Origin of the sequence: Staphylococcus kloosii (genome assembly GCF_032139365.1) — a bacterium.
In the GTDB taxonomy this organism is placed as follows: domain Bacteria; phylum Bacillota; class Bacilli; order Staphylococcales; family Staphylococcaceae; genus Staphylococcus; species Staphylococcus kloosii_A.
The window spans coordinates 15,448-32,008 of the sequence record NZ_JAVTDB010000091.1 but is presented as its reverse complement, the minus strand read 5'-3'; the positions used below and the strand labels follow the sequence as shown (position 1 = coordinate 32,008).

The window sequence follows — 16,561 nt, the reverse complement described above, 5'->3', positions numbered from 1 at the left end:
ATGATTACTAAAGAGGACTTTAATAGTATAGAAACAGAGTTAGATTATTTTGCACATCATAAACTATTGAAATCTGATAAAGCAAAAACATACTTAGATCAATACTTTGATTTAATTATCGATTATTTTAAACAAATAAATAACATTCAGTCATTAAATTTAGATAAATTAAAACACTTACCAATCGTTCCTATGAATTTTCAAGAACGTTATCAATATATGCAACAAAGAAAATACCATTTTATGGGTTATCGGCAAATGAAAACTTTAAAATCTGAATTAATAAAAATGAATGCATCTTATCAAATAAGACAAAAAAGCTCCGGTCTCAATAATTGAGACCGGAGCTTTTATCATTTAGTTAACGCGTTGTTGCTTCTATTTGAAGTAGCGTTGCCTTATTGTTGTCTTGCGCTATTATTACTTTGAGTATTTGAATTGTTTGAATTATTGCTTGAATTACTGCTAGAACTACTGTTTGAACTTGATGAGTTAGAACTACTGCTTCCGCCTTGACCAGTTGGTTTGTTATCAGTAGTGTCATCATCTTTATGGCCCTTAATGTACAAGCTATCCTTACTGTCGCCACCAACTGAATCTGGTTTTTTGTAATCCTTACCATCTTTAGGGTTGATTTGTGACATAACATCTTTTAATAGATGCTGTGGATATTCTTGTTCAGTATGACCAACGAATGAATTAGTACCACCTTGTTTGACTTTATTAAAGCCCATCCATACTGACATAGTATATTTAGGTGTAAATCCGTTTATCCAAACATCTTTTGCTGCGTCATCAGGTAAGTTGTACTGCTGATAAGTTTCCTGACCATAAGTACCTGTACCTGTTTTGGCAGCTAGATTTATGCCTTCTACACCGTGTCCATATGCTGAACCATATGCTTCGAATGTACCTTTAAGGATTTCAGCAAGCATGTAAGATGTAGAATCTTTCATAGCTTTATGGCTAGTGTGATCATATTCAATCGTATCGCCATCTTGTTTAACAACTTTTTTAATAGAGTGTGCATTGTTATAAGTACCACCATTTGCAATTGAAGCAAATGCTGAAGCTAATTGTGTAGGTGAGAATTCAGAAGCTGAACCACCAAGTACTTCAGAAGGACCAATGTCACTACTATAATCTAAGCCAACTTTCTTAGCAAAGTTCTTCGGTGCGTCTTTACCAGCGTCTTGAACTGTTTGTTGCCAAGTTTTTAATGCTGGAATATTGAAACTTTCTCTCAACGCGTCGTAAATCTTAACTGTACCGTGACCTTTAGTGTCATAGTTTCTAAATGTTACACCGTCTACTTGATAAGAACTTTCGTCTTTAACCGAGTGATTAGTTGCCCAGTTCATATTTTCAATAGCTGGACCGTATGCTAAGAACGGTTTTAAAGAAGATCCGGTAGGGTGTGCATCAGTTGCTTGGTTTCTATCTACAATATCTTTATAGTTACGACCACCAGAAATGGCTGCTAGTGCACCTGACTTACTGTCTAAGATAGATGCACCAACTTGTTGGTCGCTATTTTTGTAGTAGCTACCATTATTAATGCGATCTTGTAATGTAGATTGAGCATCTTTATCCATGTTTGTATAAATCTTGATACCACTATTTAATACAGAACCTAAATTTTTATTTTTGAATTCTGGATTATTCATTAATTCTGATTTAACAAAGTTAAGGTATGAATCATAGTCTTTATGCTCATTCTTATCTGTAACTTGACGTTGCTTGTCAGTACGTTTAACTAAATTATCTTGAAGTGACGTTTTTTCTGCCTCTTCTTTTTGTTTCTTAGTTATTCTATGGTGATATTGCATTAGATAAAGTACCGTATCTTTTCTTGATTCTGCTTCTTTAGGGTGATCATAGATGTTGTATGTGTTTGGTACTTGAGGTAAACCTGCTAAATATGCTGATTCAGATAGATTTAAATCTTTTAAATCTTTATTGAAATAATACTTAGCTGCGGCTTTAACACCGTATACACCGTCAGAGTAATAAATTTTGTTTAAGTATATTTGGAATATTTCATCCTTACTATACTCTTGTTCTAAACGGTAAGATAAGTATGCTTCTTGTGCTTTACGTGCGATAGATTTTTGATCTGTAAGGAATGAACGTTTAACAACTTGTTGTGTTAACGTTGATGCACCTTGTGAACCAAAACCACCTGTAAGGTTTTTAGCAACAGCACCAAATAGACGTTTATAGTCTAAAGCACCATGATCATAGAATCTATTATCTTCAGTAGCCAATACTGCATTTTTCATGTTTTTTGGCACTTCATCAAGATCCACATGGGCACGACGTTGGCCATTATCAATAGTTTTAATCAAATCACCGTCTTTATCATAAATCTTAGCTGGGATGGGATCTTGTAATTTCGACTCAGTAAATGCTGGCGCTTTCCAAGCATAATAAGCGAATAACAAAATACCTACAAGCGCTAAAATGATAAAGGCAATGATTAAAAAACCAATGATTTTAATGACTGTACGCTTAATATTTCTATTCTCTTTTTTCTCAGACTTTCCATTGTTTGCATCGGAAGTCCTCTTGTTCTCCGTCATACGCGGTCCTCACTTTCATCTAATATCAACTTATCAACTGCTTTGAGATAATTCAATCGTGGTTGATACTGATAAGGAATATAGTAACCATTTTTTTTAAATTCTTCAACCGTTATAGACTTTTTAACGTTATTTTTATATCTATCCCAAAACAATTCAAATTTAGAATAGGGTAAAAGAAAGACTTCATCTAGCGATTTGAAACGTATTAACAAAAATACGATACCTCCATGTTTATAACAAGCTTTCATGTGTTTGACTTGATGTTCATGAATGTTACTTAGTGGAAAGGAAGTTTTATTTTTAGTTTCTTTTGCTTCAAAGTCTACATAATAACCACTATATAAGCCATTATAATCGGTTGTAGATGGTGTCCTAAAATAAGCCTCATTAATTACGGCTTTACTACGCCTTGGATAGTCGACGTTCACAATTTGGACTGGTGTTGGCTTCTTATGTATCACTGCAACACCGTTTTGTAAATAATAAGTATTGCTTTTTTCAATATCACCTTCCAGTGACATACCTCTACCACCGTAGTCAATGCTACTAGATTGCGTAGGTTGTTTACGTCCGACTTGAGACTTATTTCTATTAACAAATGGTTTGCCATTAGGGTAATTCATGTTTTTCACCACACTCGTCTCAGATTCAAAATACTATTGTCTTTAGTATATGAATTTAAGTGATTATACTATCTCTTGAGAAAGGTAAACATGTATGTGTGTACCACTACATACATCCTTATACATTTTAACGCTCTTTCTAAAATTAAACAATCATTCTAAGAAGTAATATCATAATTTTAATTTAAATATAATTTGACATTATAAATGACTCAAAATGTCTTTTATGGTAAATTGATTGTGTAGGAGGTTATCTCATGCCACAATTTATTGATGACTTAATAAATGATGTACAACTTATGCAAACGCGTTATGAGATTGCCAAAGAAAAAGGGGATTACGATTTTTATGAGGTAGTTAAACCTTTTACAACTCATATCGATAATTTACTCACTCAAATAAAAGCTCATGAAACCGAAATATTAAGTCTTTCTTATATGAACAAACAGAAATTTGAAATTTTAATTTCTAATATAGAAACGTTGTCGGTTGAATGTCATTTTAAAAGGACAAGTAGGAAATTGTTTATGGAAAAACTAAAGGCTGTGCAATATGATTTAGGTTATATACACAGAAGTGAGTACCTATTATGATTAAAACAATTTATATCACCGGCTATAAATCTTTTGAGTTGAATATTTTTAAGGATGACGCCCCTGAAGTATTTTATTTAAAGCAATTTATCGAACATAAGTTTAAACAATTGATTGACGAAGGGTTAGAATGGGTATTAGTACAGGGGCAGCTTGGTATAGAGTTATGGGCAGCCGAAGTAGTATTATCATTAAAAGCTACTTATCCTGAGTTGAAATTAGGTATCATTACGCCATTTTATGGTCATACAGAAAGATGGAACGATGCTAACAAAAGCAAGTATATGCAAATAGAACAGCAGGCTGATTATGTAGACAGTGTTTTTCATACTAAGTATGTAGGACCGCATCAATTCCAACAGACCGATCAATTTATGTTAGACCATACCGATCAAACGATTTTAATTTATGACGAAGAACAAGAGGCAAGCCCAAAGTTTTTTAAAACGAAGTTAGTTGAATTTAAAGATAAAACAAACTATACTTGTGACATAGTGACGTTTGATGAATTAACAGAGTTCATTAACGATTTACAATGGTCTCAAGAACAAAGTTTTGAATGAGGTGGAGAGAAAAATGTCAGATGTTTCATTAAAACTATCAGCAAAAGATATTTATGAAAAAGATTTCGAAAAAACGATGACTCGTGGTTACAGAAGGGAAGAAGTTGATGCATTTTTAGATGATATCATTGCAGATTATCAAAAAATGGCCGACTTGAATAATGAGGTAGTAAAACTTTCCGAAGAAAATAGTAAACTAAAAAAAGAACTTGAAGACTTAAGATTACGCGTTGCTACAACAAGACCACAAGAAAATAAAAACTTTTCATCAAACAGTAACAACAATAACAACAGTAATAATAACGTAGATATTCTTAAACGTATTTCTAACCTAGAAAAAGCAGTATTCGGTAAATAAACTTACTATCTAACTGCAATCAATGAGTTACAGTACATACTAAAGTAGGTTTTGATTTTTCAAAACCTACTTTAATTTGATTGTTTAACTTTAAATAAAGTGATACAATCTTAAAGATGGTATTTTGGGTAATCGCTATAGCGATATAGAGGAAAGTCCATGCTCACACAGTCTGAGATGATTGTAGTGTTCGTGCTTGACGAAACAATAAGTCAAGGCATTAATTTGACGGCAACGAAATAACCTAAGTTGTTTCAATATGGTTAAAATAGTTTGAAAGTGCCACAGTGACGTAGCTTTTATAGAAATATAAAAGGTGGAACGCGGTAAACCCCTCGAGTGAGCAATCCAAATTTGGTAGGAGCACTTGTTTAGCGGAATTCAACGTATAAACGAGACATTCTTTTACGATTAAAAGAAGTGTAGACAGATGGTTACCACCTGCGTACCAGTGTGACTAGTACACGTTATGAGTACAACGGTACAGAACATGGCTTACAAAAATATCATCACTAGTTACAAAGCTCTCCCATATAGGAGAGCTTTTTTAATTGAAAATAAATCAACAATTAATGTAAAAGTTTAACTTATATCTATTTAAAACAACTTTTGATACGATAGAGTATATACTTTTTTAAGGAGAAACAATATGTATAAATTATTAGCTGTATGTCCAATGGGACTTGAATCAATTGTAGCTAAAGAAGTACAAGAATTAGGCTATGAAACAACAGTGGAAAACGGAAAAATCTTCTTTGAAGGTGACGAGACTGCGATAGTAAAATGTAATTTATGGTTAAGAACTGCAGACAGAGTCAAGATTGTTGTTGGCCAATTTACAACAACAACGTTTGATCATTTGTTTGAACAAACAAAATCTTTACCATGGGAAGCTTTTATAGATCAAGATGGTAGTTTTCCAGTCCAAGGTAAAAGTGTTAAATCAACATTGTATAGCGTTCCAGATTGCCAAGCTATAGTTAAAAAAGCGATCGTAGAACGTCTGAAATCTGCTTACAACGAAAGCGGTTGGCTAAATGAAACTGGCGCTAAATATCCAATTGAGGTATCTATTTTAAAAGACAAAGCTTTATTAACGATTGATACTTCAGGTTCTGGTTTAAATAAAAGAGGATATAGGCTTGCACAAGGTGAGGCACCTATTAAAGAAACTTTAGCGGCAAGTTTAATTAGACTAGCTAATTGGAATGGTGATACGCCTTTAATTGATCCATTTTGTGGTTCAGGTACGATAGCAATTGAAGCGTGTTTAATTGCCCAAAATATTGCGCCTGGTTTCAATAGAGATTTTGTTTCGGAATCATGGGAGATTATTCCAGAAAATTTATACGATGATGCGCGTAATGAAGCAGATCATATGGCAGACTACGATCGTCAAATTGAGATTTATGCTTCAGATATCGATCCAGAAATGATTGAAATCGCTAAAAGAAACGCCGAAGAAGTAGGTTTAGGTGACATTATTCAATTTAGCGTTAAAGATGTTAACACTTTAACAATTGATACTGAAGATCCTGTTGCCTTAATAGGTAATCCACCTTATGGTGAACGTATTGGTGATAGAGCCGAAGTTGAAGAAATGTATAGATATATTGGCAAACTAATGAACGACCATCCATATTTATCCACATATATCTTAACGAGTAATAAAGAATTTGAATTCTTAACGAACCAAAAAGCTACAAAAAGAAGAAAATTATTTAATGGTTATATTGAATGTACATATTTCCAATATTGGGGAGCTAAGAAACCGAAAAACTAAATAAATATAAGCGGAGGTGTCTACATGAATAATGAATTTAAAAGAGGGATTTTATTTGCCTTCGCAGCGTACTTCTTATGGGGCATTTTGCCAATATATTGGGACTTAATACACGGCTTTGGCGCCTTTGAAATACTAGCATATAGAATTGTATTTTCCATGATTTTTATGGTTTTAGTCGTCATTTTATCTAATAAAACAAAACCATTTATTAACAACGTCAACCAACTTATTAAACAACCTATCCAGCTTATCGCAATTATTGCAGCTGGATACGTAATTACGATTAACTGGGGGACTTTTATTTGGGCCGTAACTAACGGGCACGTCCTACAATCTAGTTTAGGATATTATATCAATCCACTAATCAGTATTTTACTAGCCTTTATATTTTTAAAAGAGCGTTTCAATAAATTTGAATGGATTGCAATTGTATTAGCCTTTATCGGGGTTTTATATATGACATTTGAAATCGGTGAATTTCCATATGTTTCATTATTATTAGCGTTTTCATTCGGTTTATATGGCTTGATTAAAAAATTAGTTCCGATTGATGCAATTAGTAGTATTACGATTGAATGTATCGTAACTGCACCGGCTGGACTGATATATTTATGGTATGTCATACAACAAGGTCATAATAGTTTTGGCATGAATATTTCTTCATTATGGATTGTCTTTTCTGGTGCTGTAACTGCAATACCACTCATACTGTTTTCAGCAGGTGCTAAACGTATACCTTTATCATTAACTGGTTTTCTACAATACATCGGGCCTACACTTATGTTTGTATTAGGCGTCTTTGTTTTTAAAGAACCTTTTGATATCCATCAATTTATAACGTTTATCTTCATTTGGTTAGGTATTATCGTTTATAGCATTTCACAGTACTTAAAAATCAAAAAAAGTAAAAATCCAGTGATTCAATAATTTTATAAGCATTAAAGCAAGGCGCATACTACATTAACCAAACAGTAAGCGTCTTGTTTTTTTATTAAACTTATAAATAATTAATTCTATCTATGCATCTAATATAATTTAATGCACTGTGATGCTAATTATTATAACGATAAAAGCGTTAGCGCCATAATTTTTTTATTTTACAAATGATGAAATTCTACAATAATATAATAATGCTACCGAATCACTAACACTTAATTACAATGATTAAATAGAGTTTAATACTAGAATAATTAGCGCAACTGTATTATGGTAAATGTAATGAGAAATATAGAGTTTGAAACCATACAATTTACAAAATATATTGTTAAAATATTAAAACTAAGCGTTAGCTATAAACTTTAAAGCTAACTTAATTTTTAAGTAGGAGTGAGATAATGAGAAGAGTATTAATTTTAGGCGCAAACGGAGCAGTTGCAAAAGCTGCAATAAATTCATTTTTGGAAAACACTAACTATACTTTACGACTCTTTTTAAGAGATGCTAATAGATTACCGGACTATGCATCAGATCGCATTAGAGTCCGTGAAGGAGATGCAACAAATTACGAAGACGTCGAAAGAGCGATGGACGACGTAGATTTCGTAGTAGCTAGTTTATCAGGAGAATTAGATAAAGAAGCCACTGTCATTGCTAAAGCTATGGCAAATAAGCACGTCAAACGTTTAGTGTTTGTTACAGCACTAGGTATATATGATGAAGTACCAGGTAATTTTGGTGAGTGGGTCAAAGACCAAGTTAGTGACAAATTAAAAGTTTATCGCGAAGCAGCTAATATTATCGAATCTTCTGGTTTAGATTACACAATCTTAAGACCAGCATGGCTCAGCCATAAAAATGAAATCGATTATGAAACAACTGCTAAAAATGAACCATTCAAAGGTACCGAGGTTTCACGCAAAAGTGTTGCGGCAGTTATAGTTAATATTGCTAAAGATCCAGAGCTATATGTCAATGAAAATATTGGTATTAATAAACCAAATAGTACTGGGGATAAGCCATCTTGGCTATAAAAGAAATAGACCCATTATTTGAGTCCGTATAATGTAATCATGCGAAAGCGATTATATATACGGACTTTTTGTGTTTAAATAGACATTAGAGATAAGTAACCAAGTATTATAAACTATAATGTAAGTGATACTTTAGACGAACGTTAATTTGTTATACAATATAAATAATTATAAGTAAGCATTAAAGGAGACTTTGGCAAATGGGTAACACAGAGCAACTCGATATATTATATAAATTAAAAAAAGAAGTAGAAAAATCTAGTAACAATAGACTTATTCATATTATTAACCAAGTAATTAAAAAGGTTTACTTAAATCAATACACAGCAACATTTGTAGGTCATTTTTCAGCAGGTAAATCAACATTAATTAACTTATTATTAGAACAAAGTATTTTACCAAGTTCTCCGGTACCTACAACAAGTAACACGGCCATTGTATCCGTCGATGACGACCCAGGACTTATAGCGAATTTAAGTAATAAGCAATACACACAATTAGACTCCTATGATGAAGTTAAACAGATGAATAGACAAAACGTCGACGTAGAATCAATCGAGATTAAATTTCCTTCATCTAAGTTTAATAAAGGTTTTACTTTACAGGACACGCCTGGAGTGGACTCAAACGTTTCTACACACCAGTCCAGTACAGAACAATTTATGTACACGTCTAATGTGATTTTTTATACAGTAGATTATAACCATGTGCAATCAGCTTTGAATTTCCAATTTATGAAGCAACTGAATCAAGCAAATGTACCTATTGTTTTTGTTATCAATCAAATAGATAAACATAATGACGACGAATTGCATTTTGATGATTTCAAAAAACGTGTAGAAAAATCAGTCAATGAATGGGATATTGATTTAGATAAAATATTTTATGTTTCAAAATATGAACATCTTAATAATGAAATTAATGCGCTATCTAATTATTTAGTCGAAAAAGATAATCACAGAGAGACTCTTGAACACTATGTAGAACGTATAGTTAAATTTATTACTGATGAACAATTATCTTATATTCAAAATGAAATTCAAGATACTTTAACGCAATTGGATATCGAAGAAGAAGACTTTGACCAAGCTTATATTAATTTCCAACAACACCAAGAAGTAAGTGAAGAAGCTCAATTATTAAATGATCCAGACAAGTTATATAACTTTTTATATCAAAAAAGAAAAGATATATTAGAAAATGCTTATATTATGACGCATGATACACGCGAATTGATCAGAAATTATTTAGAAAGTTTAAGTAAACAGTTCAAAGTAGGCGGCTTATTTAATAAAAAGAAAAAGACGTTAGAAATTCAAGAAGAGCGTCTAAATTTAGTAGTAGAACAATTACAAGATAAGGTTAATCAACAGATTAGACAGCCATTAAGAGAAGACATGTCGTTTTTAACAAGATTCATTAATTCTTCTGAAGTCAACGACGCTATTCTGAACCAACATTATGTCATAGAGCCAAGTCTTGTACAAAGTCTTTATAAAGAACAAATAAGTATAAGTAATCAATACGTGTTAACTTTTTGTGATGAAGTATTAAAAGCAATACAGCAATTTATAAAAAAAGAATCTGATCCATTATTTAAAAAAGCCATAAATTTATCCCATGCGTCTGAAATCAATGATGAATCTCAAGATGATTATAATGATTATGCGAATTTTATCGCTTTACGTAACTTAAGAGAATCTTTAACTACACGAAATTACAGACATTATTATATTCATATCGATGATTCTCTAGATAAATTAATTGATCGTAAAGAAATTACGTTTGAATTATCTACCACAGAAGAACAACAAGAAAATCATGCACAAACAGAAGTGCAATCTACAGTAGCTAAAGAAGACCAAACAAGTAAAATTAAACAAGGCTTATCATTAATTGAACAAATACCTTTATTTGAACAAACAAAACAAGATATTGCTAATACCATCAAACGTATGGATAACAAAATTGTGAAAATAGGTGTCTTCGGTACATTTAGTGCAGGTAAAAGTAGTTTAATCAACGCATTATTAGGTGGTAACTATTTAGTTAGTTCGCCAAATCCTACGACTGCTGCTATGACTGAAATTTCATACGGTGAAGTTAGTGAAATTACATTAAAATCAGAAGCGCAATTACTAGAAGAACTTAATAGCGTTTATGAAGTTACAGGGCAATCTTTCGAAACGATTCCATCATATATTGAATCTATAAATGACAAATTAAAAGAGCAATTAGAAAAAAATCAACTTGCTTTTGTTAATGCAATCGAAAAACACTATAATGATTATCATGAAAAAATTGCGTCAGGCTTAACGCATAAAATTGCCAAAGATGAAATTAAAAAATGGAGTGCAGAAGATGAATATGCTACTTTCGTTAATACTGTACACTTAAAGTTACCATTGCCATGGTTAGAAGATAAAATCATTGTCGATTCACTAGGTTTACATTCAAATAACCAACGACATACGAATGAAACAGAAAAAGTATTAACCTCATCAGATTTAATATTATATGTAAGTTACTTTAACCATGCCTTTACCGATAACGATAAGAAATTTATTGAACATATGAAAGATATGAACCAATTAAATTCTAATCAAGCTTTCAAAATGGTAATTAACGCCGTTGATTTAGCAGAAAATAACGAAGATTTAACAGCAGTGTATAATTATGTGAGAAGCGCCTTACTTCAAGTCAATATGGACCCAACGATTTATTCAGTTTCTAGTAGAGCGTCACTTAAGGGAAATGATGGTGAAATGAAATCTTTACGTGATGATATTGAACACTTCACTGTCGTAGAATCAAAATATATTTTACAAGACCAAATGCTTAACCAATTACAACATGTTTCAACTGCATATGAGCAAATGATTGATGAATACGAAACAAATAAAGTCCAAATAGAAGAAAGAACGTCTAAATTACGTAAATATGATGGTAAAAATGTTATTCAACCTTCATTAATGCAAAATGTTAATAACAGTACTGATAATGAAGTTGATGACCAGCTATATCATTTAGTAGAACGTTTAAAAATTCAATTACGCGACGAAGTGCGTTCAGTCTTTAATAGTCAAATGACTAAAAGTAGCGACTTTAATGAAGAAAAGAAAAAAGCGACGAAAATTTATTTAGACCAAATTCACCAACGTCTATATTTAGAACAGTCATTACTTGTTGAACGTATTAAAAAGCATTTTGAAGAACAATATATTAATGAAATGGCACCAATCAAACAAAAACTAGAAAATTTACATGTCTTTGTTACTCCTGAAATTGATGCAACATTTTTACGTTTAGATGAGCCGTATTTAAGAGTCGATTTCAATGAAATGTTATCACTATTACCAAAATCATTAACGAAGAAAAAATTAATTCAACCGAATGTACTACAACACATACAAGATGACATCACTGAAAGTACAATATCACAATTACAACCAAAAATTGCTGATTTAAGAGAAGGACTTAACCATGTAGTAACAGATATGTCTGAAAAAGTTTATGACATAAACGAACAATTAGAACAAGAAATACAATCTCAAATTCAAGAATTGCTATCATTTAAACTTGATGACGAGTTAATTAAATCATTAAAAGCGACAAATGATGATTTAGCACAAATTTTGTAACATAAAGAAAGAAGGCTACTATAATGTCGAACAAAGTTTTACTCGTTGATGGGATGGCTTTATTATTTCGTCACTTTTATGCAACGAGTTTACACAATCAATTTATGAAAAATTCTCAAGGTATTCCTACAAATGGCGTTCAAGGATTTGTACGCCACGTTTTTACAGCTTTAAATGAAATTAATCCTACACATGTAGCCGTTTGTTGGGATATGGGTCAACAGACATTCAGAAATGAAATGTTTGAAGGTTACAAACAAAATAGACCTGCGCCACCAGAAGAATTAATTCCACAATTCGATTTTGTCAAAGAAGTATCAGAACAATTCGGTTTTGTTAACGTGGGTGTGACTAATTATGAAGCGGACGATGTAATAGGAACATTGGCACATCATCTATCTGAAGACAACGAAATTTATGTCGTGACTGGTGATAGAGATATTTTACAATGTATAAATTCAAACGTTGAAATATGGTTAACGAAAAAAGGATTTAATATTTACAATCGCTATACTTTAGACCGCTTCGTTGACGAATATGGTGTCGAGCCAAAACAATTAATAGACATTAAGGCCTTTATGGGAGATAGTGCAGATGGTTATCCTGGGGTAAAAGGTATTGGTGAAAAAACAGCAATTAAGTTAATACAACAATATGGTTCTGTAGAAAATGTTATTGCAGCAATTGACGAATTAACGGCAGGACAACAAAAGAAAATCAACGCTGACTTAGCTAATTTAAAAATTTCTAAAACATTAGCTCAAATTCATACAGAGGTACCATTAAATATTGCACAATTATTGCCAGCAATGCAATTTGGTACATCATTAACAAATGCATTAGATGTGTGTAAAGAACATGAATTGTATGTATCTGGTAAATATTTAGCTACACATTTCAAATAATAAAAAAGAAGCGGTTATGACGTAACTTGTCATTTCCGCTTCTTTTCTTGTTGTGTATTTTTATATAGTGCTTGTTGAGCATGGTGATTTGCTTCTTTATTTTGATTACGGGGAACCCATTTAACAAACATTAACTCAAATTTATGTGCAAGGGCTAATGTTTTATTCAAGTAAGGTTTGAATTTATCATTTTTTACTTGCTCTCTATTAACACTATCTTCTATTAATTTTGAATCAGTAAAAACTAAAGCATTGTCAATTTTCAAATCAATTGCACAATGTAATGCGAACTCGAATGCAGCCCATTCGGCGCTATGATTATCTAATATACCTAAATCTTTTTCAAATACGTAGCGTTCCTCTTCTGTAACGATTACGACAGCACAACTACTTAATCCAGGATTGCCTCCAGTTGCTGCATCAAAATATATTTTAGCCAATATATACACCTCTTAACATAGATTATCTTTATTTTAGCAAATTACTAAATATGATAATAATTAACTTGCATTGACGAAATGTTTTACTATGATTATCTTAAATTGTGATAACGTAATATCTAAGTTGGCGTAATTTAAATTAAACGTGAAGGAGATACTAATGAAAAATTTATTTATAATACATGGTTATAAAGCCAATACCAAAACCCATTGGTTTCAATGGTTAAAATCCTCTATGGAGCAATATGGTTATACCACAACAATCATACCATTGCCCAACTCCGAACAACCAGAATACGAAGCATGGTCACAAACACTAGACGATTACTTAGGTAATAAATTAACTAATGAGACAATTATAGTCGCACTTAGCTTAGGTGTTATCACTACATTAGATTATTTATCACAACATGCTACTGAAACTACTATAAAAGCATTGTTTCTCATCTCTGGATTTAATGAGTATTTACCAAACTTACCTGAATTAAACCATTTTATTGCACAAACAGAAATTTCATTAGACAATATTAATACACATACTATAAAGGGCATCGGCGCAACTGCTGATCCAATCGTTAATATAGATGCGACGCGTAGATTGTCTGCCTCTTTAAACATTGATACCATAGAAATTCCACACGAAGGGCATTTTTTAGCTAATGAAGGTTATACAACATTTGAATTCTTATTAGAGCAAATTACTCATTTATTAAATATAAAAAGAGATTGAATCACTTCAATCTCTTTTGGACTTAATAGCCTTCATCTTTACTTGTAATTTTGCCTTTACGATACATAGATTTTGCAACATAACCAAAAGGCACGTTAAAAATTGTAGATAATAGTTTCAATACATAAGTCGTAATGAAAATTTCAAAAACTGCAGCGTTAGGCATTGAACCTGCAAATGCAATTAAGACAAATAATGCTGTATCTATAATATTACTAAATAAAGTACTACCGTAGGCTCTTATAATAAAAGTTCTATCTGAACTAAATACTTTTTTAATAAGTGAGAAAATCATAACATCTAGATGTTGTCCTATAATATAGGCGATAATAGATCCTAATGCGATTCGTGGAACAACATTAAATATTGTTTCTAAAGCATGTTGTGACGTATCAACCGGGGAAGGCGTAAAGTGTAATGATAATTGCATAACGATAATCATCACTATTGTTGAACTAAATCCTAACCATACAGCTCTTTTTGCTACTTTTCGACCATAAATGTCATTAAGGATATCTGTCGCTAAATAAATCGAAGCGAACATTACATTACCTAAAGTAGCTGAAATAGAAAATAAATCAATCGTTTTAATTACTTGTATATTAGCTATAATTGTCCCGATAGCTACCCATGCAAGTAATCCGTGTTTCCCAAACATTCTGTACATAATTATTAATAATACAAAGGTAACTATAAAAGTAAAGATACCAAATAACTCGTTAAACATTTAATTTCCTCCTAAATTTTGATTAAGCGGGTGTTTAGAAACCGCAAAATACAACTTACTAATTTTAATAGATTGCTAGGTAAATTGCAATAACGTAAAAAGTTGAACAGGTTATTTTAAATTTATTACAACTTATATTAACCTTTTACAATGTACAACCTTTTGCATTCAACATTCTAACTTACAAATGCTATAATGTGATTAATTGCTTGTTTTGAACTAATAATAAAGTATTAGTTATATAAATAGCTACACATTTTAAATATGATGTGTCAATACTATATTGTTTTATTAAACTACAGGAGTGTGAATAGCAATTCTAACTTATTCTGAAAAAGAAGCTATTGCAGCAATTGATAACTTAATGAATACTTACTGCCATCAATGTATGCTGAAGGCTCATAATAGAAAAGAACATGGTAAAACTTATGCACATCATTTTTGCATAAATAAATGTTCAATTGGTAAACAAATTAAACAAATTGGAAATAACTTACAATAGGGAGGTAACATATATGGAAATAGTACGCGTAGAACCTACACCAAGTCCAAATACAATGAAAATAGTACTAAGTGAAAAAAGAGAAGATAATAAATCAAATACTTATACAGCAGTAAAAGAAGGGCAACCTCAATTTATAAATGATTTATTAGCTTTAGACGACGTTAAATCAATTTTTCATGTTATGGACTTTTTAGCAGTGGATAAACAACCTAAAGCTGACTGGGAAGAAGTATTACCTCAAATTACCTCTACTTTAAATGACGAGATAGGTGAAACGGAAGAAGCAACACCAGACGAACATTTTGGTGAAATCCAAGCTGAAGTTTTAATGTTCAAAGGTATACCATATCAAATCAAACTGACTAATAATGAAGAGGAAAAACGTAAACAATTGCCAGAAATATACGTAGATAGTATGCTTGCTGCACAAAAAGAAAATGATAATGTCGTTTTTCTAAGAAAATGGGAAGACTTTGGTATAAGATATGGTGAATTTGATGATATCATGTCGGAAATTAGCGATGAAATTACGGCGATGTATCCACAAGAACAATTAGATAAATTAGTAAGTGATGCACAAGCAACTGACATTGTTGTGCCTGAAAAAGTTTATACCCACGTCACTTTGGAAGAGTATAATAGCGCTGAAAATTGGAAAGATAGATTGCGCATGTTAAAACAATTCCCAACACCAACATTAGAAGATTTACCATTACTAGGTAGTGTATTAAGCAATGAAGAAAAAGCACCATTAAGACGTGAAGCGGTTGTGCTTTTAGGTATGCTTGAAGATGAACAAGTGTTACCGTATTTATATAAAGGGTTAAATGATAAGAGTCCTGGTGTGCGACGTACAGCAGGTGATTGTCTTAGTGATTTAGGCTTTAAACAAGCGCTACCAGAAATGGAAAAGGCACTAGATGATCCACAGAAAATAGTACGCTGGAGAGCGGCAATGTTTTTATTTGATGAAGGTGGACCAGAACAATTAAATAGTTTGAAAGCACATGTTGATGATGACGCCTATGAAGTTAAGTTACAGATTGAAATGGCTATTTCTCGTATCGAAAATGGCGATGAAGCACTAGGTTCTGTTTGGAAACAGATTGCCAATAGAAACAATAAATAGCACGAA

The 16,561-nt window shown here is 31.9% G+C and carries 16 protein-coding genes and 1 other RNA gene; 13 read left to right on the top strand and 4 right to left on the bottom strand.

Features of this window, described 5'->3' with window-relative positions; genetic code table 11:
- The gene (locus RPL90_RS12715) at window positions 1–339 is read left to right on the top strand and encodes a YpoC family protein (protein ID WP_313550345.1); all 339 of its coding nucleotides are present in this window, start codon (window positions 1–3) and stop codon (window positions 337–339) included.
- Between the two features lie 59 nt (window positions 340–398).
- Here the strand turns inward: RPL90_RS12715 and RPL90_RS12710 are convergent, their stop codons facing one another.
- Together RPL90_RS12710 and recU are read right to left on the bottom strand one after the other, a co-directional pair.
- The gene (locus RPL90_RS12710; RefSeq protein WP_313550342.1) at window positions 399–2,582 is read right to left on the bottom strand and encodes a transglycosylase domain-containing protein; all 2,184 of its coding nucleotides are present in this window, start codon (window positions 2,580–2,582) and stop codon (window positions 399–401) included.
- Window positions 2,579–3,208 (bottom strand): Holliday junction resolvase RecU, encoded by a 630-nt coding sequence (gene recU, locus RPL90_RS12705; protein WP_313550339.1) that lies wholly within the window; start codon window positions 3,206–3,208, stop codon window positions 2,579–2,581. Before recU ends, RPL90_RS12710 begins: the two co-directional genes overlap by 4 nt.
- Window positions 3,209–3,465: 257 nt before the next feature.
- Between recU and RPL90_RS12700 the strand changes: the two genes are divergently transcribed.
- The 9 genes from RPL90_RS12700 to RPL90_RS12660 all read left to right on the top strand — a co-directional run bounded on the left by RPL90_RS12700 (window position 3,466) and on the right by RPL90_RS12660 (window position 13,024).
- Window positions 3,466–3,801 carry a DUF1798 family protein gene (locus RPL90_RS12700; protein WP_313550337.1) on the top strand — a complete coding sequence of 112 codons (336 nt, stop codon included), beginning with the start codon at window positions 3,466–3,468 and terminating at the stop codon, window positions 3,799–3,801.
- Window positions 3,798–4,364 carry an SLOG family protein gene (locus RPL90_RS12695; RefSeq protein WP_313550335.1) on the top strand — a complete coding sequence of 189 codons (567 nt, stop codon included), beginning with the start codon at window positions 3,798–3,800 and terminating at the stop codon, window positions 4,362–4,364. Before RPL90_RS12700 ends, RPL90_RS12695 begins: the two co-directional genes overlap by 4 nt.
- Before the next feature lie 13 nt (window positions 4,365–4,377).
- Entirely contained in the window at window positions 4,378–4,722 is a 345-nt protein-coding gene (gpsB, locus tag RPL90_RS12690; RefSeq protein WP_313550332.1) for a cell division regulator GpsB, read from the top strand.
- Window positions 4,723–4,842: 120 nt separating this feature from the next.
- An RNA gene (gene rnpB / locus RPL90_RS12685) (RNase P RNA component class B) lies at window positions 4,843–5,225 on the top strand.
- A gap of 146 nt (window positions 5,226–5,371) precedes the next feature.
- On the top strand, window positions 5,372–6,505 hold the full coding sequence (locus RPL90_RS12680; RefSeq protein WP_313550330.1) for a THUMP domain-containing class I SAM-dependent RNA methyltransferase: 1,134 nt from the start codon (window positions 5,372–5,374) through the stop codon (window positions 6,503–6,505).
- Window positions 6,506–6,529: 24 nt separating this feature from the next.
- Window positions 6,530–7,435: an EamA family transporter RarD gene (gene rarD / locus RPL90_RS12675; RefSeq protein WP_313550327.1), complete on the top strand. Its 906-nt coding sequence runs from the start codon at window positions 6,530–6,532 to the stop codon at window positions 7,433–7,435.
- Between the two features lie 407 nt (window positions 7,436–7,842).
- Entirely contained in the window at window positions 7,843–8,478 is a 636-nt protein-coding gene (locus RPL90_RS12670) for an SDR family oxidoreductase (RefSeq protein ID WP_313550324.1), read from the top strand.
- Window positions 8,479–8,678: 200 nt separating this feature from the next.
- Window positions 8,679–12,119 carry a dynamin family protein gene (locus RPL90_RS12665; RefSeq protein ID WP_313550321.1) on the top strand — a complete coding sequence of 1,147 codons (3,441 nt, stop codon included), beginning with the start codon at window positions 8,679–8,681 and terminating at the stop codon, window positions 12,117–12,119.
- A gap of 23 nt (window positions 12,120–12,142) precedes the next feature.
- Window positions 12,143–13,024: a 5'-3' exonuclease gene (locus tag RPL90_RS12660; protein WP_103295408.1), complete on the top strand. Its 882-nt coding sequence runs from the start codon at window positions 12,143–12,145 to the stop codon at window positions 13,022–13,024.
- 29 nt (window positions 13,025–13,053) lie between these two features.
- Here RPL90_RS12660 and RPL90_RS12655 read toward each other — a convergent pair whose 3' ends face one another.
- Complete coding sequence (locus RPL90_RS12655) at window positions 13,054–13,464, bottom strand: ribonuclease HI family protein (RefSeq protein WP_313550316.1); 411 nt, start codon at window positions 13,462–13,464, stop codon at window positions 13,054–13,056.
- A 160-nt stretch (window positions 13,465–13,624) separates the two neighbouring features.
- Here RPL90_RS12655 and RPL90_RS12650 point away from each other — a divergent pair, with 160 nt between their 5' ends.
- Window positions 13,625–14,194: an RBBP9/YdeN family alpha/beta hydrolase gene (locus RPL90_RS12650; protein WP_313550313.1), complete on the top strand. Its 570-nt coding sequence runs from the start codon at window positions 13,625–13,627 to the stop codon at window positions 14,192–14,194.
- A 22-nt stretch (window positions 14,195–14,216) separates the two neighbouring features.
- Here RPL90_RS12650 and RPL90_RS12645 read toward each other — a convergent pair whose 3' ends face one another.
- Window positions 14,217–14,921, bottom strand: coding sequence for a queuosine precursor transporter (locus RPL90_RS12645; RefSeq protein ID WP_313550311.1), 705 nt, complete (start codon window positions 14,919–14,921; stop codon window positions 14,217–14,219).
- A 310-nt stretch (window positions 14,922–15,231) separates the two neighbouring features.
- On the opposite strand from RPL90_RS12645, the gene RPL90_RS12640 reads away from it, so the two are divergent.
- Window positions 15,232–15,423 (top strand): zinc-finger domain-containing protein, encoded by a 192-nt coding sequence (locus RPL90_RS12640; protein ID WP_313550460.1) that lies wholly within the window; start codon window positions 15,232–15,234, stop codon window positions 15,421–15,423.
- A 13-nt stretch (window positions 15,424–15,436) separates the two neighbouring features.
- Window positions 15,437–16,555, top strand: a complete 1,119-nt coding sequence (locus RPL90_RS12635; RefSeq protein ID WP_313550308.1) for a conserved virulence factor C family protein — start codon at window positions 15,437–15,439, stop codon at window positions 16,553–16,555.
- The last annotated feature ends 6 nt before the right edge of the window (window positions 16,556–16,561 follow it).

Coding starts and splice junctions, on each gene's coding strand:
- RPL90_RS12715 (WP_313550345.1), top strand. CDS start 1: ATGATTACTAAAGAGGACTTTAATAGTATAGAAACAGAGTTAGATTAT.
- RPL90_RS12710 (WP_313550342.1), bottom strand. CDS start 2,582: ATGACGGAGAACAAGAGGACTTCCGATGCAAACAATGGAAAGTCTGAG.
- recU (WP_313550339.1), bottom strand. CDS start 3,208: ATGAATTACCCTAATGGCAAACCATTTGTTAATAGAAATAAGTCTCAA.
- RPL90_RS12700 (WP_313550337.1), top strand. CDS start 3,466: ATGCCACAATTTATTGATGACTTAATAAATGATGTACAACTTATGCAA.
- RPL90_RS12695 (WP_313550335.1), top strand. CDS start 3,798: ATGATTAAAACAATTTATATCACCGGCTATAAATCTTTTGAGTTGAAT.
- gpsB (WP_313550332.1), top strand. CDS start 4,378: ATGTCAGATGTTTCATTAAAACTATCAGCAAAAGATATTTATGAAAAA.
- RPL90_RS12680 (WP_313550330.1), top strand. CDS start 5,372: ATGTATAAATTATTAGCTGTATGTCCAATGGGACTTGAATCAATTGTA.
- rarD (WP_313550327.1), top strand. CDS start 6,530: ATGAATAATGAATTTAAAAGAGGGATTTTATTTGCCTTCGCAGCGTAC.
- RPL90_RS12670 (WP_313550324.1), top strand. CDS start 7,843: ATGAGAAGAGTATTAATTTTAGGCGCAAACGGAGCAGTTGCAAAAGCT.
- RPL90_RS12665 (WP_313550321.1), top strand. CDS start 8,679: ATGGGTAACACAGAGCAACTCGATATATTATATAAATTAAAAAAAGAA.
- RPL90_RS12660 (WP_103295408.1), top strand. CDS start 12,143: ATGTCGAACAAAGTTTTACTCGTTGATGGGATGGCTTTATTATTTCGT.
- RPL90_RS12650 (WP_313550313.1), top strand. CDS start 13,625: ATGAAAAATTTATTTATAATACATGGTTATAAAGCCAATACCAAAACC.
- RPL90_RS12645 (WP_313550311.1), bottom strand. CDS start 14,921: ATGTTTAACGAGTTATTTGGTATCTTTACTTTTATAGTTACCTTTGTA.
- RPL90_RS12635 (WP_313550308.1), top strand. CDS start 15,437: ATGGAAATAGTACGCGTAGAACCTACACCAAGTCCAAATACAATGAAA.